Annotated in this window: 23 protein-coding genes; 4 read left to right on the top strand and 19 right to left on the bottom strand. The window is 68.8% G+C overall.

Translation table 11 applies throughout. From position 1 onward, the window contains the following. Nucleotides 1-31 precede the first annotated feature (31 nt). The gene (locus ACYVF6_RS12040) at nt 32-1222 is read left to right on the top strand and encodes an NADH-quinone oxidoreductase subunit D (protein WP_460520233.1); all 1191 of its coding nucleotides are present in this window, start codon (nt 32-34) and stop codon (nt 1220-1222) included. 10 nt (nt 1223-1232) lie between these two features. Here ACYVF6_RS12040 and ACYVF6_RS12035 read toward each other — a convergent pair whose 3' ends face one another. From ACYVF6_RS12035 to folP, 5 genes are all read right to left on the bottom strand, one after another. After that, nucleotides 1233-1703, bottom strand: coding sequence for a hypothetical protein (locus ACYVF6_RS12035; RefSeq protein WP_460520230.1), 471 nt, complete (start codon nt 1701-1703; stop codon nt 1233-1235). Between the two features lie 215 nt (nt 1704-1918). After that, the gene (locus ACYVF6_RS12030; protein ID WP_460520227.1) at nt 1919-2413 is read right to left on the bottom strand and encodes a DUF3180 domain-containing protein; all 495 of its coding nucleotides are present in this window, start codon (nt 2411-2413) and stop codon (nt 1919-1921) included. Nucleotides 2414-2418: 5 nt separating this feature from the next. Further along, nucleotides 2419-2988, bottom strand: coding sequence for a 2-amino-4-hydroxy-6-hydroxymethyldihydropteridine diphosphokinase (folK, locus tag ACYVF6_RS12025; RefSeq protein ID WP_460520224.1), 570 nt, complete (start codon nt 2986-2988; stop codon nt 2419-2421). Further along, nucleotides 2985-3377: a dihydroneopterin aldolase gene (gene folB / locus ACYVF6_RS12020; RefSeq protein WP_460520221.1), complete on the bottom strand. Its 393-nt coding sequence runs from the start codon at nt 3375-3377 to the stop codon at nt 2985-2987. The genes folK and folB overlap by 4 nt, the downstream gene beginning before the upstream one ends. 101 nt (nt 3378-3478) lie before the next feature. After that, entirely contained in the window at nt 3479-4345 is an 867-nt protein-coding gene (gene folP, locus ACYVF6_RS12015; RefSeq protein ID WP_460520219.1) for a dihydropteroate synthase, read from the bottom strand. Nucleotides 4346-4633: 288 nt separating this feature from the next. Here folP and ACYVF6_RS12010 point away from each other — a divergent pair, with 288 nt between their 5' ends. Beyond that, nucleotides 4634-4891, top strand: coding sequence for a DUF2795 domain-containing protein (locus ACYVF6_RS12010; RefSeq protein WP_460520216.1), 258 nt, complete (start codon nt 4634-4636; stop codon nt 4889-4891). 105 nt (nt 4892-4996) lie between these two features. On the opposite strand, the gene folE is transcribed toward ACYVF6_RS12010, so the two are convergent. From folE to ACYVF6_RS11975, 7 genes are all read right to left on the bottom strand, one after another. Further along, on the bottom strand, nt 4997-5596 hold the full coding sequence (gene folE / locus ACYVF6_RS12005) for a GTP cyclohydrolase I (protein WP_460520213.1): 600 nt from the start codon (nt 5594-5596) through the stop codon (nt 4997-4999). After that, nucleotides 5593-7626 (bottom strand): ATP-dependent metallopeptidase FtsH/Yme1/Tma family protein, encoded by a 2034-nt coding sequence (ftsH, locus tag ACYVF6_RS12000; RefSeq protein ID WP_460520210.1) that lies wholly within the window; start codon nt 7624-7626, stop codon nt 5593-5595. Before ftsH ends, folE begins: the two co-directional genes overlap by 4 nt. 264 nt (nt 7627-7890) lie before the next feature. Further along, nucleotides 7891-8445 carry a phosphoribosyltransferase gene (gene hpt / locus ACYVF6_RS11995; protein WP_460520207.1) on the bottom strand — a complete coding sequence of 185 codons (555 nt, stop codon included), beginning with the start codon at nt 8443-8445 and terminating at the stop codon, nt 7891-7893. A gap of 5 nt (nt 8446-8450) precedes the next feature. Then, nucleotides 8451-9443 carry a tRNA lysidine(34) synthetase gene (tilS, locus tag ACYVF6_RS11990; protein WP_460520204.1) on the bottom strand — a complete coding sequence of 331 codons (993 nt, stop codon included), beginning with the start codon at nt 9441-9443 and terminating at the stop codon, nt 8451-8453. Between the two features lie 5 nt (nt 9444-9448). Then, nucleotides 9449-10603, bottom strand: a complete 1155-nt coding sequence (locus ACYVF6_RS11985; protein ID WP_460520202.1) for a zinc-dependent metalloprotease — start codon at nt 10601-10603, stop codon at nt 9449-9451. 94 nt (nt 10604-10697) lie between these two features. Then, on the bottom strand, nt 10698-12146 hold the full coding sequence (gene dacB / locus ACYVF6_RS11980; RefSeq protein ID WP_460520199.1) for a D-alanyl-D-alanine carboxypeptidase/D-alanyl-D-alanine endopeptidase: 1449 nt from the start codon (nt 12144-12146) through the stop codon (nt 10698-10700). Between the two features lie 172 nt (nt 12147-12318). Then, nucleotides 12319-13077, bottom strand: a complete 759-nt coding sequence (locus tag ACYVF6_RS11975) for an alpha/beta hydrolase family protein (RefSeq protein WP_460520196.1) — start codon at nt 13075-13077, stop codon at nt 12319-12321. 47 nt (nt 13078-13124) lie between these two features. Here ACYVF6_RS11975 and ACYVF6_RS11970 point away from each other — a divergent pair, with 47 nt between their 5' ends. Further along, nucleotides 13125-13616: an inorganic diphosphatase gene (locus tag ACYVF6_RS11970; RefSeq protein WP_460520193.1), complete on the top strand. Its 492-nt coding sequence runs from the start codon at nt 13125-13127 to the stop codon at nt 13614-13616. A gap of 2 nt (nt 13617-13618) precedes the next feature. On the opposite strand, the gene ACYVF6_RS11965 is transcribed toward ACYVF6_RS11970, so the two are convergent. The 3 genes from ACYVF6_RS11965 to ACYVF6_RS11955 form a co-directional block, all read right to left on the bottom strand. Further along, nucleotides 13619-14422: an SAM hydrolase/SAM-dependent halogenase family protein gene (locus ACYVF6_RS11965; protein ID WP_460520190.1), complete on the bottom strand. Its 804-nt coding sequence runs from the start codon at nt 14420-14422 to the stop codon at nt 13619-13621. Continuing rightward, on the bottom strand, nt 14422-15696 hold the full coding sequence (locus ACYVF6_RS11960) for a C40 family peptidase (protein WP_460520187.1): 1275 nt from the start codon (nt 15694-15696) through the stop codon (nt 14422-14424). The genes ACYVF6_RS11965 and ACYVF6_RS11960 overlap by 1 nt, the downstream gene beginning before the upstream one ends. Before the next feature lie 125 nt (nt 15697-15821). After that, a complete protein-coding gene (locus tag ACYVF6_RS11955) occupies nt 15822-18890 on the bottom strand; it encodes a family 78 glycoside hydrolase catalytic domain (RefSeq protein WP_460520184.1) in 3069 nt (1022 codons plus the stop codon). A gap of 330 nt (nt 18891-19220) precedes the next feature. Between ACYVF6_RS11955 and ACYVF6_RS11950 the strand changes: the two genes are divergently transcribed. After that, nucleotides 19221-20276: a LacI family DNA-binding transcriptional regulator gene (locus tag ACYVF6_RS11950; RefSeq protein ID WP_460520181.1), complete on the top strand. Its 1056-nt coding sequence runs from the start codon at nt 19221-19223 to the stop codon at nt 20274-20276. Nucleotides 20277-20374: 98 nt separating this feature from the next. On the opposite strand, the gene ACYVF6_RS11945 is transcribed toward ACYVF6_RS11950, so the two are convergent. From ACYVF6_RS11945 to ACYVF6_RS11930, 4 genes are all read right to left on the bottom strand, one after another. Next, nucleotides 20375-21208, bottom strand: a complete 834-nt coding sequence (locus tag ACYVF6_RS11945; RefSeq protein WP_460520178.1) for a class I SAM-dependent methyltransferase — start codon at nt 21206-21208, stop codon at nt 20375-20377. A 138-nt stretch (nt 21209-21346) separates the two neighbouring features. Beyond that, nucleotides 21347-22594, bottom strand: a complete 1248-nt coding sequence (locus tag ACYVF6_RS11940) for a hypothetical protein (RefSeq protein ID WP_460520175.1) — start codon at nt 22592-22594, stop codon at nt 21347-21349. Nucleotides 22595-22617: 23 nt separating this feature from the next. Then, the gene (locus tag ACYVF6_RS11935) at nt 22618-23301 is read right to left on the bottom strand and encodes a metal-dependent transcriptional regulator (RefSeq protein WP_460520172.1); all 684 of its coding nucleotides are present in this window, start codon (nt 23299-23301) and stop codon (nt 22618-22620) included. A gap of 276 nt (nt 23302-23577) precedes the next feature. After that, nucleotides 23578-24564 (bottom strand): hydroxyacid dehydrogenase, encoded by a 987-nt coding sequence (locus ACYVF6_RS11930; RefSeq protein WP_460520169.1) that lies wholly within the window; start codon nt 24562-24564, stop codon nt 23578-23580. Nucleotides 24565-24574 lie beyond the last annotated feature (10 nt).

Here is a 24574-nt window from a genome sequence, read left to right as displayed (position 1 = left end):
GTTTATGCCAGACAACCGCTACGGTGGCGATGTGACGTCAGAGCGGACAGTCAGTCTCGGCGCGGGCGCGGCGGGCTTGTACGAGCGCGGCGGCGGCGCCGACCTGGCCACCCAGGACATGGTGCTCAACATCGGGCCGCAGCATCCGGCGACCCACGGCGTGCTGCGCCTCCGCCTCACGCTCGACGGTGAGCGCATCATCGCCTGCGAGCCGATCGTCGGCTACATGCACCGCGGCGCCGAGAAGCTGTTCGAGGTGCGCGACTACCGCCAGATCATCATGCTCGCCAACCGGCACGACTGGTTGTCGGCGTTCTCCAGCGAGCTCGGCGTCGTGCTCGCTGTCGAGCGGATGCTCGGCATGGAGGTGCCGGTACGCGCGGTCTGGGCGCGCACGCTGCTCGCCGAGCTCAACCGCATCCTCAACCATCTGATGTTCCTGGGCAGCTACCCGCTCGAGATCGGCGCGATCACGCCGATGTTCTACGCCTTCCGCGAGCGGGAGACGCTCCAGCACGTGATGGAGGAAATCTCCGGCGGGCGCATGCACTACATGTTCAACCGGGTCGGCGGCCTGAAGGAGGAGCTGCCGGCCGGCTGGCTCGCCCGCGTCGCGCAAGCGCTGGCGGCGATCCGCGGGCGCCTGCCACAGCTGGAGAACATGATCTTCGACAACGAGATCTTCGGCGCCCGTACGAAAGGTGTCGGCGTGCTCACGCCGGAGCTCGTGGAGTCGTACGGCGTCTCCGGCCCGATCGCCCGAGCGACTGGCGTCAACTTCGACTTGCGGCGGGACGAGCCCTACCTCGCATACTCCGAACTGTTCGGCCCCGACGGCCCCGGCCGCGTGGTCACACAAGAGGACGGCGACTGCTTCGCACGGTTCAGCGTGCTGCGCGGCCAGGTGCACGTCTCGCTCGACCTGGCCGACGCCTGCCTGGACAAGCTGCGCACGCTGCCGCCGGGTCCGATCAACCAGCGGCTGCCGAAGATCCTGAAGGCACCGGAAGGCCAGACGTACTGCTGGACGGAGAACCCACTCGGTCTGAACGGCTACTACCTCGTGTCGCGCGGCGAGAAGACGCCGTGGCGGTTGAAACTCCGGTCGGCGTCGTTCAACAACATCGCCGTGCTGCCCGAGCTCGTTCAGGACTGTGTGGTCGCCGACCTGATCGCGATCCTCGGCTCGATGTTCTTCGTGGTCGGAGACATCGACAAGTAACCAGGCGAGCTCAGCTGCCGGTCGCGGCCTTCGGCTCGTCGGCGGCCGCGGCCGCTTCCCGTTCCTTGCGTTCGTCCTCGGCCAGCCGTGCCCGCACTTCGTAGGCGATCAGGTCGACAACAGTCGGCGCGTCCTGGTCGTCCCAGAGGTCTTCCTCGGCACGCGGGGTCGCCGGCTTCGGCACTGGTGCCGTCGCCGGGTCGAAGACCTTCGGCTGCTCCGCGCCCTCGGGCTCGACGGTGGTGTCGCCGATCGCCCGCGCGGCCATCGCCTCTTCTTCCGGCAGCCGGGGAACGGGAACGGCGGTGGCGTGAATGTGCTCGCGCAGCCGTTGGGCGTAGAGCTCGATGTAGGCCTTCGCCTGAGCCGCTCGCTCGGCACCGTGGTCGCGACGGTTGCGGACCAGCTCGAAATCGAACAGTGCGACAACTGTCACAGCCACCACGAACGCGGATACGGCGGCGATGCGCAAAACGGACACCTCGCCACTCCACACCGCATAGCCGATCAACACCGCGTCCAGCAACAAAAGTGGCGTTGCCAGCCAACGGGCAAGACTGCGGATACGGTGATCACCGGAGCGGGGCATGGCCCCGAGACTACGGTCGGCCGATCATGGTGTCCAAGCAAACCCGCCGATTAGCTCAGAGAATCACTGAAGGTACGAGCTTCGTTACAGAGCTTGGATACGAGGCGCTACGGACTCGTTTCAGGGTGTTGCTCCCGGCTTCCGCCGTTCGAAGCCTCGCCGTCCTCGTCCTTCGGCACCTTGCAGGCCCGTTCCAGGATCAGCGCGGCCACCACGACGAGCACACCCGTCGCCGCGGTGACGAAGCCCCGGACCACCCGGTCGCGCCCGTCCGGTGAGTCGAAGCTCGCGACGAACCGCAGGGCGAAACCGGTGTAGCCGCCACCGACCAGCGCGCCGACGATCGCGCTCGCCTTCGCCAGCACCAGCAGGCGTACGGCCACCATCGCGTCGACGCCACGGCGCTTGCGGTGGACGCGGTCGTACATGTACCACGCGCCCACGCCGAGCAGCGCGGCGAAGAACAGCAGCGCACCCGGCGTGGACCACGGCACACCCGGCATCGCCTGAGCGCCGGTACGGAAGAACGCGACGGCCGTCCAGCCGAGCGCCGCACCGAGCGCGAACAGCCCGATGACGAGACGGAACTGGGTGGTACGCACGATCTCTACTCGTCCAGCCTCAACTCGAACCCGTCGACCCTGGTCACGCCGGTGCGGTCGACCTGGCCGACCAGCTCGCCCACACTGCCGTGCCCGGGCAGGACGTCGTCGGAGCCGACCTCCGCCCACGGGATCAGGATGAACGCGCGCTCGTGGGCCTTCGGGTGCGGGAGCACGAAGTCGGGCTCGTCGATCACGCGGTCGCCCACGATCACGAGGTCGACGTCGAGCGTGCGAGGCGCGCCCCGAGAAGTCCGCACCCGGCCGAACGCGTCCTCGATCGCCAGCGCCCGCTCCAGCAGACTCCTTGCCTGCAAGGTGGAATCGGCGACCACGATCGCGTTCAGGAACGCCGGCGAGCCTTCCGGACCGTAGACGTCGACGGTCTCGTAGACCGGCGACACCGCCACGACCTCGAGGTCGGGTGTGTCGGCCAGGGCGTTCAACGCGCCTTGCAGGTTGGCGTTCCGGTCTCCGACGTTGCTGCCAAGAGCGAGGACGACGCGCCGGATCGGGCGGAGTCCTCCGGTGAGGGTGTCGGCATCGATGATGTGAGGGTTCGGCGTCTCGGTCACGTACGGCTCCGGTGGATGGTCACGGCGATGTCGTCAAGCTGCACCCCGACAGGCGCCTGCGGTTTGTGCACGGTCACCTCGACGTCCGCGACCCGCGGGCTTTCGAGGCACACGTCGGCGACACGGCGTGCCACCGTCTCGATGAGATCAACCGGGTCACTACCGACCGCCTTGGCAACCTTTCCGGCCAGTTCGGCGTAATCAACCGTGTTGGCGAGGTCGTCGGTCGCAGCGGCCACCGACGTGTCGACGCCCAGAACGACGTCGATCACGAACGGCTGGCCCTGGGCACGCTCCGAGGGAAAGACGCCGTGATGGGCGTGCACCCGAATCCCTCGCAACGTGATCCGATCTAGAACCACGTTCTCCGCCACCTTGTCTGCATCCATTCCCCAATGCCTGTCGGCTCGACCCTGCGCATGACAGTACCGAGGTTTGCGCCCGGAGGGAAAACCGCTCTCCCATCCGGCGCCCGCGGTTCATCAGTGATTCACTGACCGGAGCTCTCGGCCCAGCGCGCCGCTACCAGTACCGCGTCGACCACCGGTCGTACGACATGTGAACGGATGCACCAGGCCCCCGAGTGCGCGGCCAGCGCGGCAACCGCCACACCTGCATCATCTCGCTCACCCGGTGGCCGGAACTCACCGGTCTCGGCGTCGGCGAGCAGTTCACCGAGCAGCCGCTTCCTGGACGCCCCGACCAGCACCGGCAGGCCGAGAGCGGCCACCTGGTCGAGGTGGGCGAGCAGCTGCCAGTCCTGCTGCCGGGTCTTGGCGAACCCGAGTCCGGGATCGATGACGAGCCGCTCGGGCGCGATGCCGGCCCGGACCGCCTGGTCGACGCGCTCCCGCAGCTCGTCGACGACCTCGGTCACGACGTCGGCGTAGTCGGCGTGCTGGTCCATGGTCTTGGAGTGGCCACGCCAGTGCATACAGATGTACGCGACGCCCGCGCCGGCCGCCTCGGCCACGGTGGGCAGCATCGCCGGGTCGGCCAGCCCACCAGACACGTCGTTGATCAGCTTTGCCCCCACCTCGATCGACGCCCGGGCCACGCTGGCCCGCATCGTGTCGACCGAGACGACCGCCCCGCCCGTGACCAGCTCCTCGACCACCGGAATTACTCTGCGTAACTCCTCGTTCTCGCTGGTGCGCGCGATGCCCGGCCGGGTCGACTCACCGCCGACATCGATGATGTCGGCACCCTCCTTGAGCATCTCGAACCCGTGCGTGATCGCACGATCGGGCTCGAACCAGCGCCCGCCGTCGGAGAAGGAATCGGGCGTCACGTTGAGTACACCCATCACCTGAGCTCGCGGGGGCTGCGGAAACCCTGGCAGGTAAGCCGTTGGCATGCCCATCTCCCCAGTCTGCCGGAGTTCGGACCAGTCCACTCTGCGGAAGGCAGAAAAGCTTAGGTCGCAAGGCGATAACGCCCGCAACCGGTGTGAGCCGCCCAACATCTAAGTCTGCAGAGGCCCAACCACGCACAGAGCGGCGAGACGATCATGTTCAAGCAGGCAGACCAGATCGCTACGGGGAATCCTCGCCAGGCCGTAGCCTCTGGGCAGGGTCAAGCGTTGTCATTAAGTGAGGGAAGGGGCACAGAGCCCGAAGGCCGATCGGCCACCGAAAGGAGTGTCATGAGCACCGCCCCCGCTGACATCGCCGTTTCCCACATCGGTGATGTAGCGAACCCCGTTACCCGGGTCGAGATCCTCGACGTACTCGACGGAGCGTTTGCCGTCGGACCGGCGTCACGCGGGGAGCTGGTAGAAGTAGCCCGCGTTCACTCTGCGCGGCCAGAGCTCGTCGCTCTGCTGGAGCGACTTCCGGACAGGCATTACGGCCACCAGCGTCAGCTGTGGGTCGATCTGCCGCACGTTCCGGTCGGCCTTTAAGACCTCAAAGCCTTTAGTTAGGCCTTTAAAGCCGTCAGGCCCCTGCTTCCCCATCGCTGGGAAGGCAGGGGCCTCGGCGTTTCAAGATCTTCTTCTGCGAGCCCGTCAGCCGTGCTTGAGCAGCGCCATGGCCTCGGCGCGCGTCTCGGCCCGGCGGAGCATCCCGCGTACAGCCGAGGTGAACGTCTTGGCGCCAGGCTTACGGACACCACGCATAGTCATGCAGAGGTGCTCGCACTCCATGACCACGATCACACCGCGCGGCTCCAGGATCCGTACCAGAGAGTCCGCGATCTGCGTCGTCATCCGCTCCTGCACCTGCGGCCGCCGCGCGAAGACATCGACCAGCCGGCCGAGCTTCGACAACCCGGTGATCTGCCCGTGCACGTTCGGGATGTACCCGATGTGCGCGACACCGACGAACGGCAGCAGGTGGTGCTCACAGAACGAGGCCACCTCGATGTCCTTGACGATCACCAGTTCGTCGTGACCGAGGTCGAACGTGGTGGTGAGAACGTCTTCGGCCCGCTGCCGCAACCCGGCGAACAGCTCGGCGTACGCCCGCGCCACCCGCGCCGGCGTGTCCTTCAGGCCTTCGCGGTCGGCGTCCTCCCCGACCGCGAGCAACAACTCACGAACCGCCCGCTCCGCCCGTTCCTGATCGAACGGCGGGACGGGCGGTTCGTCGACCGCTCCGGGGCTCAAGACTGTGGCCAACCCCGGTTGGAGTCGTCGCCACGCTCGGGCTGGACGTCGGGCTCGCCGGACGGTGCCGGGCCGACCACCAGGCCACCGCCGCTCTGGTCGGCAGCGTGCCCGTTCTGCGACAGCGCCTTCGGCACCTCGACCGGCGGGATGTCGGACGGCCGCCGCGTGGGCGAGCCGGTCCAGGCCGGCCGGACCGGGCGCTTGCGGATCGCCGAGAACACCGTCGCCAGCTGCTCGCGGTCGAGCGTTTCCTTCTCCAGCAGCTCACTCACGAGGGTGTCGAGAACGTCGCGGTTCTCGACCAGGATGTCGAACGCCTCCTGGTGCGCGGTGTCGATCAGCCGGCGGACTTCCTCGTCGACCAGCGCCGCGACCTCTTCGGAGTAGTTGCGCTGGTGACCGAGCTCGCGACCGAGGAACGGCTCGGAGTTGCTCTCGCCGAACTTGATCGCGCCAAGCCGCTCGGTCATGCCGTACTGCGTGACCATCGCGCGGGCAAGCGTCGTCGCCTTCTCGATGTCGTTGCCGGCGCCGGTGGTCGGGTCGTGGAAGACCAGCTCCTCGGCAGCGCGGCCGCCCATCATGTAGGCGAGCTTGTCGAGCATCTCCGACCGCGTGGTGGAGTATTTGTCCTCGTCGGGCAGCACCATGGTGTAGCCGAGCGCGTGACCGCGGGACAGGATCGTCACCTTGTGCACGGGGTCGGTGCCCGGCAGGGCCGCCGCCACCAGTGCGTGCCCACCTTCGTGGTAGGCGGTGATCGTCTTTTCCTTGTCGCTCATCACGCGGGTGCGCTTCTGCGGGCCGGCGATCACGCGGTCGATCGCTTCGTCGAGCGCGTGGTCGTCGATCAGCTTCTTGTTCTCACGCGCGGTGAGCAGTGCGGCCTCGTTGAGGACGTTGGCCAGGTCGGCGCCGCTGAAGCCGGGCGTGCGCCGGGCGACGGCCATCAGGTCGACGTCGGTCTCGACCGGCTTGCCGCGGCCGTGGACCTGCAGGATCTTGTGGCGGCCGATCAGGTCGGGCGCCTCCACACCGATCTGCCGGTCGAACCGGCCGGGACGCAGCAGTGCGGGGTCGAGGATGTCGGGCCGGTTGGTCGCGGCGATCAGAATCACACCACCGCGTACGTCGAAGCCGTCCATCTCGACCAGCAGCTGGTTCAGCGTCTGCTCGCGCTCGTCGTGACCACCACCGAGACCGGCGCCACGGTGGCGGCCCACCGCGTCGATCTCGTCGACGAACACGATCGCGGGCGCGTTGGCCTTGGCCTGCTCGAACAGGTCGCGCACCCGGGAGGCACCGACACCGACGAACATCTCGACGAAGTCGGAGCCGGAGATGGAGTAGAACGGCACGCCGGCCTCACCCGCGACCGCTCGTGCGAGCAGGGTCTTACCGGTGCCAGGCGGGCCGTAGAGCAGCACACCCTTGGGGATCTTGGCGCCGACGGCCTGGAACTTGGCGGGTTCCTGCAGGAACTCCTTGATCTCGCTGAGCTCCTCGACCGCCTCGTCAGCACCTGCGACGTCGGCGAACGTCGACTTGGGAGTGTCCTTGCTGATGAGTTTCGCCTTGGACTTGCCGAAGTTCATCACCCGGCTGCCGCCACCCTGGACCTGGTTCATGAGGAACAGGAACAGCAGCGCGATCAGCACGAACGGCAAGAGCGTCGACAGCAACGAGCCGATCAGGCTTGGCGTCGCGATGTTGACGTTGTAGCCGTCTGGCAGTTTCTTGGCGTCGGCCTTGTCCTGGAGCAGGTCGACGAGGTCCTTGCCCTGGCCCTCGACGTACTCGGCACGTAGTTTCTGGTCGTCCTTGGTGGTGACCCGGATCTCCTGCTCGGTCCCACCTATCACGACAGCTGACTTGACCTCATCCTGCTGGATGAGCTGGACGACCTTGTAGGTGTCCTCTTCCTTGAAACCGCCGGACCTGGTCGCGAAGTCGCCAACGAGCAGGACAACGAGGATGAGGACCACGATCCAGAAGATCGGCCCGCGAAAGAAGCGCTTGAAGTCCATACTCCGGGGCTTCCGGCCCCGTCCCTCCTGCTCACTCGATCCGCCGATTCCCACCGGGCTGTCCGGCGGGACGGAACCTTGGGTAGACCGTAGAAGGTACACTGCGTCGCCCAAAGGCACGTACGCGGCGTACGCTCCGTACACCCCCGAAGACACTCCCGGGTACAACACCGGATCCGGTGAGTGCTGGTTTTTGCCAACCGTTTAGCCCAACGGTACGGGTTACCGCCTGTGTTCCCGGGATCATCGGAAACTACGCGTCAGCTACGCCTCATAAACAGCCGGAGACAGCTTCGCTACACAGCGCAGGTTCCGGTACTTCTCGGCGTAATCCAGGCCATAACCGACCACGAACTCGTTCGGGATGTCGAATCCAACGTAGCTCACCGGCACGGTCATCTTGGCCGCTCCCGGTTTGCGCAGCAATGTGCAGATTTCGACCGAGGCCGGACCACGCGACTTCAGGTTCGTCGTCAGCCACGACAGCGTGAGGCCGGTGTCGATGATGTCCTCGACGATCAGCACGTGCCGGTCGGTGATGTCGGTGTCGAGGTCCTTGAGGATCCGGACCACGCCCGACGACTGCGTGCCCGAGCCGTAGGAGGAGTAGGCCACCCAGTCCATCTCGACGTGCCTGGTCAGCGCCCGGGCGAAGTCGGCCATCACCATGACCGCGCCCTTGAGCACACCGACCAGCAGCAGGTCCTTGCCCTCGTAGTCCCGTTCGACGGCTTCGGCGAGCTCCTTGATCTTTGCCTGGATCTCCGCCTCGGAGACCAGAACGCCCACCAGGTCCTTTTCGATGTGATCGGGGTCCACGCGGCTCAGGGTCCCACAGTTACTGGACGGAACCAGATGCAGCCCTCACGTCGAAACGCCCGGATACCGCCCGGAAGATCCACTCCGGCCTGACCGTGCCAGTTGACCACCAGCGCGTCGATCCCGGCGATGTGGACGGCGAACAGGTCGGTGCCCGGGCAGCCGGCTTCCAGCGCCGCGCGGCGCAACACCCGGCGGCGGATCGCCTCCGGCAGCTCCACCAGGTCCCTGGCCCGCAGGCCCTGCTCGGTCAGCGCCCTGGAGTAGCCCTCGTCGGCCCAGGCATCGAGAGCGACGGCGTCGGAGCGCAGCTGGTCGGCAGTCCTCGCCAGCGCGGCGGCCACGCCCGGGCCGAGCTCGCGCTCGAGGACGGGCAGCACCTGGTGCCGGACGCGTACGCGGGTGTAGGCCGGGTCGAGGTTGTGCGGGTCGTCCCAGGGCTGCTCGCCGAGCATCTCGCAGGCCAGCCGGCAGGTCTCGCGGTCGAGCTGGAGAAAGGGACGGCGGTAGAGGCCGCTGACCGGCGCCATGCCGGCCAGGCTGCGGGCGCCCGAGCCGCGGGCGAGCCCGAGCAGAACGGTCTCGGCCTGGTCGTCGCGGGTGTGGCCCAGCAGGACGGCCTGGGCACCCGCACGTCCCGCGGCCGAGGCCAGCGCGGCGTAGCGCGCTCTCCGGGCGGCGGCTTCCGGGCCGACCCCGCCTGGTTCGGAGTCGGTGACGGTGACCGTCGCGATCTCCACCGGGTCGAGGCCGAGCGTGCGCAGTCGTTCGGCGAGCTTCTTCGCGTGCTGGTCGGAGCCCGCTTGCAGGCCGTGGTCGACGGTCACCGCGCCCGCGAACACCCCGGCGCCGGGCGCCTCGAATGCAGTCGCGGTGGCAAGGGCCAGCGAGTCGGCGCCTCCGGAGCAGGCGACCAGCACCACAGCGCCCGGCTCGAGATCGGCGAGCTGCTCGCGTACCGCCCTCCGGCAGGCGGCGACGGCCGGGTGCGGGCCCATCTCTCTTACGGGTTGACCCGCTGCACCCACAGGTGCGGCTGAGCGATTTCGTCCCGCAGCGGGAGGTTTTCGGGCGACTCCCAGACCTTGTTGAAGCTCTCCTGGCCGACGGCGTCGACGACGTAACGCACGAACGCGGCGCCGTCGCGGTACTGCCGTAGTTTGGCGTCCAGCCCGAGCAGGCGTTTGATCACCTGATCGAACCAGCCGCCGCCGGAGCGCCTGCGCTGGAACTTCTCCCTGATCTGCGCCACGCTCGGCACGACCTCCGGCCCCACACCGTCCATCACGACGTCGGCGTGTCCTTCGAGCAGCGACATCACGGCGGTCAGCCGGTCGAGGATCTTCTTCTGCTCGGGGGTCTGCACCAGGTCGATCAGCGAGACCTCCTGCTCACCACGGGCGGCGCGGACCACCTGGTCGAGGCTCGAACGCAGCTGCGCGGCCATCGCGCTCGGGTCGAGGTCGGCCTGCTCCAGGAAGGTACGGATCTCGCCGCGCATGTAGTCGCGGAGCCACGGCACCGCGGTGAACTGCACGCGGTGGGTCTCTTCGTGCAGGCACACCCACAGCCGGAAGTCACGGGCGTCGACGCCGAGCTCGCGCTCGACCTGGACGATGTTGGGGGCGACCAGCAGCAGGCGGCCGGCGGGTGGGTCGGTCTGCACGAGCTCCTGCGAGGTGGACTCGGTGCCCGGCACCACGGCGGAGCCGTTGACCTTCGATGCCGGCCCGTCCCAGAACGGGTCGAACTGGCCGAGGACCTTGCCGGACAGGAACGCCAGCAGCGCCCCTGCCTCCAGCCCGGTCATCCGCGACCCGACGGCGGTCATGAACGCGGGTGAGTCGGCGCGCTTGCTTTGGTACTTGTCGCCGAGCGGCTGCAGGAGCAGCTTGAACGCGTCGGCGTTGGCCTGCACCCAGCCGTTGCGGTCGACGACATAGACGGGCGCGGGCAGGCCTTCGGCGTGCAGCCCGGTGTATTGGCGAACGTGACCCTCGGCAACCTTGGCCAGCTCGCGCAGCTCGGCGACCGCGTGCTGTGCCTGCCCGACGCTGACCTCGGGGCCTGGCCGCACCAGGCGACGTGCGGTCGCGATCGCAAGGCCCCAGTCGACCATCTGCGGGGTGGTGTGCTCGGTGGTGTCCGTCGCGCTCATGCCACCACCGTACGTGGGGTAGCTGCGGATACGGAACCAAGCAACCCGGGTTTGTCCCTGAGGTGGCGCGGCCCCAGGCCGGCTCGCAGCAGCACTACCCGCTGCATCCACACGTCGCCAGTTTGGCCGCGACTCGGTCCAGGGCGGGCTCGGCGAAGCCGTCCCGCTGGTCGGCCATCACCGCGAACGCCAGCAGGTCGCCGTCCCTGGTGGTGACGACGCCGGCGAGGGTGGAGATTCCGCTGAGCGTCCCCGTCTTGGCCCGGACGACGCCCGCACCTGAGGACGCCGAGTCCGAGTCGAAGCGGTCGTCGAGGGTTCCGTTGAAGGCCGCCACCGGCAGGCCGGTCAGCAGGGGCCGGAGCTTCGGGTGGTCGTCCGATGCGGAGAGCGCCAGGACCTGGGTCAGGACCTCCGGTGTCATGCGGTTGCTCCGGGCCAGGCCGCTGCCGTCGTTCAGCTTCAGCTGGTCGACGTCGACGCCGAGCGGCTGCAGTACCTCCGACACCGCGGCCGCCGCGCCGGCGAAGGTCGCCGGCTGCTTCTTCGCCACGGCGACCTGGTGGGCCAGCACCTCGGCGCCGTCGTTGTCGCTGCTCATCAGCACGTGCTCGGCGATGTCGGCCAGGGTGGGCGACGAGACCGCGGCGATCGACTTGGCGTTCGCCGGAGCCGGGCCACGAGTGGGGTCCCCGCCGACCTGGATGCCGTTGGCTTCCAGGGCCGTGACGAACGCCTTCGCCGCGTTGAGCGCCGGATCGGTGGCTCGCGGGCTGTTCGCCGGCCAGTCGAGCTGGCCCTCGTTCACCCACAGCGCCATCACGCGCGCGGCCACCCCCGAGGTGACGTAGGTCGGCTCCCATTCCGGGCTGACTGCTTCCTCGAACAGCGTGTCGTCGATCGTCACCGAGACCTCGGTCAGCCCGCCCGACTTCAGCTGTTCGGCGGCCGCGGCCGCGAGGTCGTCGATCGTGGCGGGAACGGGGAAGCGGCGATCCGCCGAAGCCTCTCCCCGCCGGGCCCACGCGGCCTTGGTCGCGAGCAGCGGGTCACCGCCGCCGACGAGGACGATCGAACCGGGCTGGGCACCCTGGACGACCGACGTGGAGAAGCGGTGTTGCGGACCGTACGCCTGCAGCGCCGCCGCGACCGTCACGATCTTCGTGGTCGACGCCGGAGCGTACGAAGTCTCCGCGCTCTTGCCGTACAGCAGCTTGCCGGTGGCGACGTCGCGTACGGCCAGTCCGACGTGCGAGCCGAGCGAGGAAGCCGACAGCGGTCCGGAGAGCGCTTGCGCGAGCCCGGCCCGCGTGGGAGTGGTCGGAGCGGACGCCTGCGCGCCGAGCACGGGCGACGCGGGAGTACGAGAAGGCGTGGGGGTCGGAGTCGGTGTGGGCGTCGGAGTCGCGGACGGCTGCGAGCCGCCCAGCCCGAGGATCCGCGGAGACAGCTTGGTGAAGACGGCATAGCCTCCGACACCGAGCGCGGTCACCCACAGCACGGCACACAGTCCGATCAGGACCGCTCTCGGTTTCCCTCGCACCGGCGGAAGTCTAGACGATCTATTCCAGGGGGTCGCCGGTCAAGCGCGCGGCGCATGGCGCCGCGCTGACAAGGCGGAGGAGGAGCCAGGAGGGGCCTCCGGCGATCGACGACAACGCAGCCAGCGTGGATGCCAGGCGTCGCGCGTCAGGCGACCCCTTGGAATAGATCGTCTAGAGGCCCAACCTGTCAGCGAGGTACGCAAGCCGATCCGCGCGGGCCGGCGCGTGGTCGACCAGGTTGTGGTCGCAGTCGTACTCGCGGCGTTCCTTGTCGCCGGCGATCGCGGCCCAGAAGTACTGCGTGTCCTCCAGCGGGATGCTGTCGCGGGTGCCCAGCTGGTACAGCACACCGCGATCTGCCACCGTGCTGACGTGCGCGACCGGATCGACGGCCGACACCGTGGCAACGTAGTCGTCCTCGTCGGCGTTGCCCGGGCCCCAGCGCCAGAAGAAGCCGGCCAGCCGGGCACCGGTGGCGGCCAGGATCACGACCTTCAGCCTGGTCTCGATGCCCGACAGCATCGCGCCCATCGACGCGCCCCAGCTGTGCCCCACGTAACCGAGGCGGTTCGGGTCGACGCGCGGGTCGGCGGCCAGCACGTCCAGCGCGCGACGTTCGACGACGACGCCGGCATGGACGAGCTCCACGTCTACTTCGGGATCGCCGTCGAGCAGGATGTCGTTCTGCGGCAGCACGGCGACGCCGCCCACCCCGGCGAGCTCGATCGCCTCGCCGAGAAACCGCACGTTGGTGGTGCCACCGCCGTGTGCGTAGACAACCCCTGGCAGAGGATGGTCCGGCCGCTTGGCGGGACCGACGAGGTAGGCGCTTGCCCGGCCGCCGCTGCCATCGTCGAACTCGATCGTCTCGACGAGCGCGCCGCCGAGCACCTTCGCGTCGATGTCAGTAGTCGCATAGTCGAACGGCATGTACGGAAGACTACGTATCCGATGGTGCACGAGAAAGGTGATTCGTCGTGGAAGTCGACGTAACGATCGAGATTCCCAAGGGCCAGCGCAACAAGTACGAGATGGACCACGTGACGGGAAGGATCCGTCTCGACCGGACGCTGTTCACCGCGACGCAGTACCCCGCGGACTACGGCTTCGTCGAGCAGACGCTCGGCCAGGACGGCGACCCGCTGGATGCACTGGTGTTGCTGCAGGAGCCGACGTTCCCGGGCTGCCTGATCCTGGCGCGTCCGATCGGGATGTTCCGGATGCGCGACGAGAAGGGCATCGACGACAAGGTGCTGTTCGTACCCGCTCGTGACCAGCGGCAGGACCACATGCACGACCTCAGTGACGTGCCGGAGTTCTACCGGCTGGAGATCGAGCACTTCTTCACCGTCTACAAGGACCTCGAGCCCGGCAAGTCGGTCGAGGGCGCGACCTGGGTCAGCCGCGAGGAGGCCGAAGCGGAGATCGTGGCGTCCCAGAAGCGCCTGCAGGAGAGCGAGCACTCCTGAGCTCAGCCCGAAACGGGGACCAGCTCGAGCATGGTCCCCGTCGTGACGCCGCCGAGCGTCCGCGCCGCATTCCCGCTGTTGACGGCGATCGCCACCCGGCCGTCGGCGTCGACGTAGAGCACGAGCTCGCCACGTTCGACGTCACCGAACGCGGCGCCGACCCTCGCCCGGCCCAGCACCGTCACACCATGACGGATCTCGACGGCGTCCGTACGCTCGGCGATCCGCGGCAACTGCTCCCCGCCGGGCGCCAGCTGTACGTTGCCGAACCCGTCGACGTAGGTCACCTCGGCAGTCAACCCGCCCTCGTCGAACGACCACCTCGGCTCGGGCAGCCGCACCAGGCTGCCGGCGTAGACGACCGGGCCGGCCTCGGCGAAGTCCACACCCGTTGACAGGTGCGCCGCGACCGGCGCGAAGATGTCGCGGCCGTGGAACGTCCGGTCGACCTTCTCCAGCCACAGCCGTTGGTTGGTGAGCTGCCGGGCCTCGCGGACACCACCGAGCTCGTGCGCCGCCGGGAGCAGCAGTCCGTTGTCGGGCCCGACCAGCACGCTTTCACCGGCCAGCAAGGCGATTCCGCGCCGGCTGGTGCCGACGCCCGGGTCGACGACCGCGACGTAGGTGCACGGTGGGAGGTATTCGGCCGCCCGCGCCAGCACCCGCGCGCCGTGCCGGATGTCGTGCGCAGGCACGTCGTGGGTGAGGTCGAGGACGCGCTCCTCCGGCGCGATCCGCGCGATCACGCCATGGCAGACCGCCGCGAACGCATCCCTGGTGCCGTAGTCGGTGAGGAAAGCGATCATCAAGGGCGAGCGTAATGAGTGGGCGTGCCCATGTACCACATTGATTGGATCTCGACGCTACGTCCGGGTCGCGGCGCGTGCACCATCCGGCCGTTGCCGAGATACATCGCGACGTGGTGGATGGTGTTGGAGTCGCCCGGGTCGTTCGCCCAGAAGATGAGGTCGCCGGGCCGCAGGTCACCAAGGCCGATGTGCTTCGACTGCCAGTACTGCCCGCGCGCGAAGTGCGGCATCGAAACACCGGCCTGCGCCCAGGCCCGCATCGTCAGGCCCGAGCAGTCCCAGGTGCCCGGCCCGGCCGCGCCGAAGACGTATGGCTCACCGACCTGCGCCAGCGCGTACCGAACCGCCTCGGACGCCGTCCCGCGGGCCGGCACGTCCGAACCGTCGGAGCCGGAGTCACCTGAGCCGGAACGACGGTCGCGTTCGGCGGCTTCCCTGGCCCGGCGCGCCGCCTCGGCCGCGGCCTTGCGCCGCTGTTCTTCCGCCCGCTTGCGTGCGAGCTCCTCCAGGCCGGCCTGGCGCTGCTTGGCCAGCTGCACCGAGGTGTGCCGGAGCTCGGCCAGCCGAGCGAGCTGCGCTTCCTTCTGCCGTTCGACCGCTTCGACCGCGCGGTCCTGCTCGGCCAGCGCCTGCTCCGCCTTGGTCTTAGCCTGGTCGGCCGCGGCAGCCGCGGCCTGGCGCTGCTCCCGAGCCGCGGCGGCCTGCCGGTCGAGTACGGCGGAGACCGCGCGGGCGGCCTGCAGCTTCTGGAGGTTGGCGGCCGCGGCGTCGGACACGTGCCTGACCTGCGCCACCCGGTCGATCAGCTGCTGCGGATCGGACGTGGACAGCAGGCCGGACAGCCGGGCCTGCTCGCCGCCCTGCTGGTAGGTCCGTGCGGCAAAGGCTCCGACCGCCCGGCGCTTGTCCTCCGCTGCCCGGCGGGCCGAGGCCGCCCGGGACTTAGCCGCCTTGGCCGCGTGGTCGGCCTGCTGGAGTTCGTAACGTGCCTGGTTGTAGGCCTCGGCGGCCATCTCGAACTGCCCGTCGAGCCGGCGCAGCTCGGAGTTTGCCGCCGCGAGCTGTGCCTCGATCCGGCCGGCCTCGTCGGCAGCGGTCGCGGCCTTCTGCTTGGCCTGGTCTACGTCGTCCTTGCTGGGGAAGCCGTCCGGATCGGGAGCGGCGTAGGCGGTCGTGCCGCCCGGACCCGGTGAACCACCAGGTCCGGCCGGCACGACAGTGCTCAATCCGATGCCGAGCACGAGCGCGAACACCACGAAGATGCGGGCCACCCCTGCACCTCCTCGCACGTCGTGGCAGGAAACAACAGCATCCCTCGGGCAGGTTTACTGCCCACTCCACACCGGAAACCCTCAAACGACAACCGTGTAATTCCAACCGGTTGCGGACATCAGATCTACGCCTGGAACGAGTGCGTTCCGGCGCCGACTTCCTCGGCCTTGGCCGCACCCGGCAGCCAGACCTCGGCCGTCGTGTTCGGCGGCACCGTGACGTCGAGCTCGAATCCGCCGCCGTCCGGCGTCCGCCAGTCGACGGCCGCCCGGCCGTACGGCGTCTCCAGCGCGGTCTTCGCCCAGGTCACACCGCCACCCGGCCGCGGCCGGACCAGCAGCTTCTTGTACCCGGGCTCCGCCGCCGACAGCCCGCCGAGGTTGGCGTAGATCCAGGCGCCCACCGCGCCGTAGGCGTAGTGGTTGAACGACGTCATGCCCGGATCCTGGAAGCCGCGGGAGTGGCTCCAGGAGTCCCAGCGCTCCCAGATCGTCGTCGCCTCGCCGTAGACCACGGGGTACAGCCAGGACGGGAACGTGTCCTGCATCAGCAGCTTGAACGCCGCCTCCTCGTGGCCGTGGGTGGAGAGCACGCTCAGCAGGTACGGCGTGCCGAGGAAGCCGGTCGACAGGTGCCAGTTGCGCGCGGCCAGCTCCTCCACCAGGTGCGCGGCCGCTAGCGGCTCCTCTTCCTTGGTGAGCAGTCCGAAGTGCAGCGCGAGTACGTAAGACGTCTGCGTGCCGGACACCATCCGGCCGCCGCCGCGTACGAACGCCGACCGGAACGCCGACCGGACCGCGGCATAGAGCTCCGACCACTTGCGCTGGTCGTCGGCGTTGCCGAGGATTTCCGCGGCCTCGGCGGCGAGCTTCGCGGCGAACGCGTAGAACGCCGTCGAAACCAGCGGCTTCGGCGTGGGCGTAATCGCGAGCCAGTCGACGAATCCGTCATTCGGCCGGATGTATTCGGTGCTGTTGGCGTCGAGGTATTCCAGCCATTTCACCATGGCCGGATATGTTTCGGAAACCGAACGCAGGTCGCCGTAAGCCTGGAACAGCTCGATCGGAACGACGGCGATCGCGTCACCCCAGCCGGCCGCGCCACCGGCGTTCTGCCGCTGGCCCGACATCACGTCAGGCGCGACGTGCGGAACACCACCGTCGTCGAACTGGCCGTCGCGCAGGTCCTGCATCCACTTGTCGAAGAACGTCCGTACGTCGTAGTTGAACGCGGCCGTCGAGGCGAACACCTGCGCGTCGCCCGTCCAGCCGAGCCGCTCGTCGCGCTGCGGGCAGTCGGTCGGCACCGACAGGAAGTTGCCGCGCTGGCCCCAGACGATGTTCTCCTGCAGCTTGGTGAGGTTGGGGTCGGAGCAGCTGAACTCGCCGATCTGCTCCATGTCGGCGTAGACGACCTTCGCCGTGATGTCGCCGGCCGACAGCTCACCCGGATAGCCGGCGATCTCGGCGAACCTGAAGCCGTGCACGGTGAACGCCGGCTCGAACACCTCGCCGTCAGGCGCACCCGACAGGATGTACTCGTCGCACGCCCGCGCACCACGCAGCGCCTCGAGGTACAACTCGCCTTTGTGGTCGAGGATTTCGGCGTGTTTGACGAACAGCCGGGTTCCGGCTCTGCCCGCACCACCGCGTACGTCGAGCCGCACCCAGCCGACGAGGTTCTGGCCGAAGTCGACCAGGTAGTTGCCCTCGCCGCGCTTCTCGACGTTGACCGCCGGGAGTTCGTGCAGGACACGGATCGACGGCGCCCGCTGGGCCTGCGGTTCCCCGACGCCCTGCGGCATGTCAACGACAGCTTGCGCCCAGCCGGAGTCGTCGAACTCCGCCAGGTCCCAGCCGTCGACAGCGGCTCGCGCGTCGACGACCACGCCGTTCTGCAGGTCGGCGTAGCGGATGTCGCCGGTGCCGGACTTCCAGCCGCCGCCGCTCGCGACGACCGTCCGCGAGCCGTCGGTGTGCTCGATCTCCAGCCGCGCCTTGAACGCACGCGTGTCGCCGTAGAAGAACGCGCCCCACCAGCACAGGCTCCCGGCGTACCAGCCGTCGGCGAGCACGGCACCGATCGCGTTGCTGCCTTCGACGATCAGGTCCGTCACGTCGTAGGTTTGGTACGGCACGCGCGTGTGGTAGTCGGTCCAGCCGGGCGCGAGCTTGTCGTCACTCACCAGCTGTCCATTGATGCGCGCTTCGTACAGTCCAAGAGCAGTCGCGTACAAACGTGCCCGCTTGACGGGACTGCCGACCTCGAAGCCGGTACGCAGCAGCGGGCTCGGGCGGTAGGACGCGGGTGCGCGGCCGTGGCCGGTTCGGCCTTGCAGGCCTAGAGATTCGGCGAGCGTCTCGCCGGTCGTACCGTCGGCGCCCACGACCTGCCAGCTGCCGTCGCTGACCACGACCACGGGCTCGTCGTCGCCGAAGCCGACCTCGAGGCGGGCCGCGAGCGCGACGTCCTCACCGGCACCCACCTCGACGTCGAGGACGTTCTCGCCGGACCGCAGCACGTGCCCGACCGACCCACCGGTCAGTCCGGCATCGGACACCTCCGTACCGTTTACCGACGCCCGAACGTCAACGCCACAAGCGTCTGCGGCCAGCTTGACCGAGACTGGCGTCCGATCATCGGGTAGGTCGAACGTCAAACGAAACCGCTGGCCGCCCGCCGGCGAGCCCGTTCGCGGCACCCGGATCCGCTCGACGTGCTTGTGCGGTCCCGCCATGTCGAGATTGACGGCGGCCTCCCGGCCAGGCTCGTCGTGCCCGCCGATCCACGCGGCCGCGATGCTGTCGTTCCAGTCGGAGCTGTCGAGAAACGCGGTCTCGAAAACGGCAGGCTCGCTCCAGGCGCTCTGCCCGCCTTCGGTGTCGGTCACACGGACGGCCCAGGCGTATCGCGTGCGCGACCGCAACTCCTGTCCGGCGTAGGGCACGTCAACGCTGTCAGCGGACTCGACAACGCCGGAATCCCATACCGCGGGCACCTCCGGGTCGGTCGGGTCGGCGTCGACCACGACTCTGACGTGGTAGCTCGCCTGTGCCGAGGAGTCAGCACCGTCGCGACCGGTAGCGGCCAATTTCCAGGCCAGTAACGGCAGACGTTTATCCAAGCCCAGCGGGGAATGCCGGCGTTCAGTACGGAGATCAACGGGAGCTGGAAGTTCCGAGTTTGCGTCCATGTCGCGACCATTCGTCGTGGATCCGGCCGATTTTGTCTACGTTCACCTGCACGACACCCACTGGGCGCCGAGGAATAGGCTGCGGTGCCGACCCGGCCTCTGGGGTACGGAGGTCGTCCCCTAGGCAAATGGAGTGATCTGAAACCTTTCAACCGGGCCAATCCGAGACGCTATGGTGGAGGCCCCACGCTGTCAAGAGGCCTATCCTGACGGCGAATCCATGAGTGACGGCGGCGGAGGAGGAGCGATGGGGTTATCTCCGATCGAAGCTGCTCATCCGTGGTCCTTGGCAGCGGTTGGCGTGCCACGAACACGGGGAGGTGCTCGCCCATGACGACGACCATCGACAAGTCTGGTGGCGAGTCGGCTCCCCTGCCCCGGCGACGACAGAGCATTCGCGACGTCGCCCAGCTCGCCGGTGTGTCGGTCGGCACGGTGTCGAACGTCCTCAACCGGCCAACGGTCGTGGCCGAGGAGACGCGCGCCAAGGTCGAGGAGGCGATTCGCCAGCTCGGGTTCGTCCGCCACGGCCCGGCCCGGCAACTACGCGCCGGCACCAGCCGTGCGATCGGCGCGATCGTGCTCGACATCTCCAACCCCTTCTTCACCGACGTCGCGCGCGGCGTCGAGGACCGCCTCGCCGAAGACGACTACATCCTGATCCTGGCCAGCTCCGACGAGCGCCCGGAGAAGGAACAGCGCTACCTCCGCCTGCTCGAGGAACAAGGCGTGCAAGGCGTTCTGGTCAGCCCCACGGAGAACGACATCGCCTGGCTCGACGCCACCCGCGAGCGCGGCACCGCGGTGGTGTTGCTCGACCGCACCAGCCCCTCGCCGGGCCTGTGCTCGGTCGCCGTCGACGACGTACGCGGTGGTGAGCTCGCTGCCACCCACCTGGTCGAGAAGGGGCACCGCCGGATCGGGCTGGTCAACGGCTCGTCCAAGATCAGCCAGTGCGCCGACCGGCGCCGAGGAGTCCGCAAAGCGTTACGAGCCGCGGGTTTGACGATAAACGAATCGCTGGTCGAGACCAACGTAGGACTGTCGCTCAACGCCAGCGGCGGTGAGCGGGCACTCGAAAGCCTGCTGGGCTTGGACGAACCCGTCACCGCGATCGCGTGCGTCAACGACCTGACAGCGCTCGGCGTGATGCGCGGGTTGCGCAGGCACGGGTTGAGGGTGCCCGAGGACGTGGCCGTGGTCGGCTACGACGACGTTGAGTTCGCCGCGGTGCTGTCGACTCCGCTCACGTCGGTGCGCCAGCCGCGCTACCAACTCGGACGCACGGCGGCCGACCTCCTGCTGTCGGAGGCCTCGCCCGACAACCACCAGCACCAGCAGATCCTCTTCCAGCCCGAGCTGATCGTCCGCGAATCCAGCGGCTGAGCTCACTGCTCCGAACGACCACGTTGACCACGTAATCCGTGGTTAACGTGGTCATTTGCGGGAGAGAGGCGGGGTGGGGGTTTCGCGTCTGTGCGCGGTCAATGGCGCATAGCGAGGATGCGCCGGATCGGCGTCGCGACCACGATACCGTCGCGGCCGGCCTGCGCTCGTTCGGTGAGCCAGGCGATCGCCTGCTCGAGCCTGCTCGCCGGAACGTCTGGCAGGTAGAGCGATTCGAGCAGCAGCCGGGCGTCGGCGGTGCCGCGCACGCGGAACTCGAAGCGCTCGCGGGCATCTTCCAGCACCAGGAATCCCGAGCTCTCCAACGCCTGCTGGACGCCGCCGAGCTCGCCACCGCTCGGGAAGCGCGGAGTCGAGCGCAGTTTGGCGGTGAGTGGTCCGAGCGTCAGCAGATCGGAGGGGCGTAACGGCCTGGACGAGGCGACTGTTGCCGAGAGCACGCCGCCGGAACGCAGCACGCGCGCGGACTCGGCGAGTACGTCCGTGAGCGGCTGGGCGACCATCAGGCCCATCGAGCACACGACGGCGTCGAAGCAGCCGTCGCGGAACGGCAGGCCCACGGCGTCGGCGTGCACCACCGGAAGCTCGTGCTCGTCGCGGGCCAGCTCCAGCTCGGCGGCCGAGCGATCCAGGCCGATCACGATCGAACGCTCCTGCCCGGCCCGGGTCTCGTCGGCCAGCAACCGGGCGGCCGCGCCGCCGCTACCGCAGCCCAGGTCGAGCACCCGGCGGGCCCGGCCGGCGACCGGACGGTTCACCCAGGCGTACGGCGTGAGGCCGTCGGCGACCAGGCGCTCCATCGCCTGCTCGACCCGGCCGGGCCGGCCGGCGTGGAAGCGCTCGAGGTAGTCGGGCCAACTGGTGGCCGGCTGGCTGGGCACGAGCACCTGATCGTCGTCGTCACCTGACATCGGACCATCCAGTGTCCTGGCCAATCCGATCATCGGCAGGTACCGGTACGCCCGGGTCGCCAGGCGCCGGCCGGCGCGGGAGGAGCTCGAGGTCAATGCGGTCCTTCCAGGTCGATGGGCGGGCCGGCGAGCGAGCGATCAGTCGCCGAGCAGCTGGCCTGCGATGCTGTCGCGGATCGTCCTCAGCACGCCGCCGGCGTGCACGGGCCGACCTGCCACCGCGGACAGTACCCGCCCGATCCCAGGCAACGCCTCAGCGAGGTCGTTCACCGCCTGTTGACCGGAGATGGCCGGATTCGCACCGGAAGTGCTGTGCGCGGAGCGGCCGCGCCGGTGCTCGTCGACGTGACCGTTTCCCTGGCCGGCCGAGCGAGCCGACTGGTGCAGCGGGTTGTCGCCGGAGTCCCACGGGCGGTCGAGCCGCTGCCAGCTGCGCTCCCAGGCCTGCGCGATCTCCGACGGAGCCGGCACACCGAAGAAGTGACCGACCGGCGCGTGATGGCGCAACGCGACGACCGGGCTCTCGGCGTACATCCGGGCCAGGTGCATGCGAGCGCCGAGGTCTTCGCGGACGGGCTCGGAGAGCTGGAGCCAGAGCCCGCACGGCCGCCGGCAGACACCGTCGATCATCGGACGACCGGAGACCGGGTGGGACGCACAGCGGCCGAGTGCGTCGGCGACCCGGGAGTGGAAGCGGTCGAGGTAGACCGTCCAGCCTTCCTCGTCGCCGCGCATCGCCTGGCCCATCCGGTGAGCGGCGGCGCGTTGCGCGGCGGTGTGGTCGCAGGCGCGTTCCTTGTGACCCCACAGGCTGCCTTGGACGCTGGTGAACCGGATCAGCTCACGCGGGTCGCCGGAGTTGCCGAGCACGCTCTCCCACGCGAGCATCGGGAGGTATTCGGCGAACAGGTGCAGCAGCACGACGACGTGGACCGGCTCGCGGCGCAGCCAGCGGATGTCGAGTGCCTCGAGCATCAGTGCGTACAACGGATGCAGCGACCGCAGCGACCCGCGGGTCTGGCCGCCCGGGCGGCGCGGGAACTGCGCCGCGCGTACGGGCTCGACGACCTCCGGCGGCAGGTCTTCGCGAGCGGCGAGCTCGTCGAAGTCTTCGGCATCCAGGTCGAGCAGGCGCTCACCGGTCTTGGCGAGCGCCTCGATGCGATGCACGGTCGACGCGGGCAGGTCGAGTAACCGGACGACGGCGGCGACTCCGGCGAAGCGGTAGTCGGCCAGCAGCGCCTGGACAACATCGCGGGGGGTGTGGGGAGTCGTCCTCCCCCTGTCACCGGGAAGGTCACCGGGACTGTCACCGGGACTGTCACCGGGACGGCGAAGTGGCTCGCGCTCTCCGCGAGCAGACCCCTCCCGTTCGCCGGCTGTCATGCCTGTTGCCTGGTCAGCCCGCGCTAAAGGCGTCTGACGAAGATGTGCACCGCGTCGGCCTCGGCGAGCTCGGCGGCAGGTCCGGGCTGGCCGGACTCGTCGAGCGGGGCGAAACGTACGCGGTCGCCGACCTGCGAGAGCTGGACCTCGCGGCCGGGGAACACCCCTGCCTGTTCCAGCACCTCGAGCTGGTCGGGTGCGGTCTGCAACGGCTCGGCGATGCGATGCAGGGTCACCTTGACGTGGTCGCCCCCGGCGTCGGCGAGGACCTTGTCGATCGGCTCGGCCTCGTCCAGCTGCGCCGGCTTGAGGTGCTCACCGAGCTCGTCGAGACCGGGGATCGGGTTGCCGTAGGGATCCTTGACCGGGTGGTCGAGCACCTGCACCAGCCGTCGCTCGACGTCTTCGGAGATCACGTGCTCCCAGCGGCAGGCCTCGACGTGGACCAGCGCCCAGTCGAGCCCGACAACGTCGGTCAGCAGGCGTTCGGCGAGCCGGTGCTTGCGCATCACGCGGATGGCGTAGGAACGGCCCATCGCCGACAGCTCCAGATGCCGGTCACCCTCGACAGCCAGCAGCCCGTCACGTTCCATCCGCGCGACGGTCTGACTCACGGTCGGACCGGACTGGTGCAACCGCTCGGCGATCCGGGCGCGCAGCGGGACGATGCCCTCTTCTTCCAGTTCGTAGACTGTTTTGAGGTACATCTCGGTTGTGTCGATGAGATCGCTGTGATGGCTCACGCCGCTGCCGTCCTCTTCTTCGGGGATGCCTGCTCAACCCCCGTCCAGGATACCTGTGACCTGGCGGGGGCGTAACGGGCAGATGCCGAGTTTACCCCTTGCGGGCGGCACCCTTTTCGGTTGCTTTGCGGCGGTCACGGCGGCGCTTGGCGCGTGCGCGCTCCTTGGCCCAGCGAACTTTCGGTCGGTCTCCTCTTCCCATGGTCGGTAAGAGTACCGGTCACCGCCCGCAGCGTGGGCTCAGGCGAGGATCGCGAGCTGTTCCGGGCGTACCGGGTAGGCGAACGGGAGGCCCTGCGCATAGCGCTCGACCTCCGAAACGGCCAGCGCACCCATCCGCAGCACCTCGTTGCCGAGCGACCCGGCGATGTGCGGCGTGAGCACGACATTCGGCATCGCGAACAACGGCGAGTCCACCGGCAGCGGCTCAGGATGCGTGACGTCGAGGACGGCGGAGATCCGGCCGGTGGCGAGCTCGGCAGTCAGCGCCTCGGTGTCGACGAGCCGCCCGCGAGCGGTGTTGATCAGCGTGGCGCCGTCCTTCATCAGTCCCAGCCGCCGGGCGTCGAACATGTCATGCGTGGCCGGGATGTCGGGCGCGTGAATGCTCACCACATCACTACGCCGGACCAGCTCGTCCAGCTCGACCGCTTCGACGCCGAGCGCGGCGGCCTCGGCCGCACTGATCGTCGGATCATGGAGCACCACCTCCATGTCGTACGACGCCAGCAACTCGATCACTCGCCTGCCGACGCGAGAGGCGCCGACCAGCCCGACCGTCGTGCCGTAGTTACCGAGCGTCGAGAAGCCCGCACCCCACCCACGCCGATCCGCACTGTTCTTATAGGCAGCCTGTGCGGCATAGGCGTGCTTGCCGGCCAGCACGACCATCGCGACGGTGTACTCCGCGACCGGAACGGCATTGGCCGCCACCGCCGAGGAGACCTGGAGGCCACGCTCCCAGCACGCGTCAGTGACGATGCCCTTCACCGTGCCCGCACCATGCACGAGCGCCCGAAGCTCCGGCGCCTTGGCGAGCGCCTCCGCATCGAGCCGGGGGCACCCCCAGCACGTGAACAACACCTCGGCATCGGCCAGCGCGGCGGCGGCCTCGGGCGACCGGAAGTCGGTGAGGATCCTGCTCTCGTCGAAGTCGACGTCGGCCGTCTCGCCCAGGCGAGCGCGGAGGTCGGAGTCGAGCAGCCGCCCAAGGTTTCCGGGACCCATGGCCAGAACG

Source organism: Flindersiella endophytica, assembly GCF_054779015.1.
This window is presented reverse-complemented; position numbering and strand designations above follow the sequence as displayed.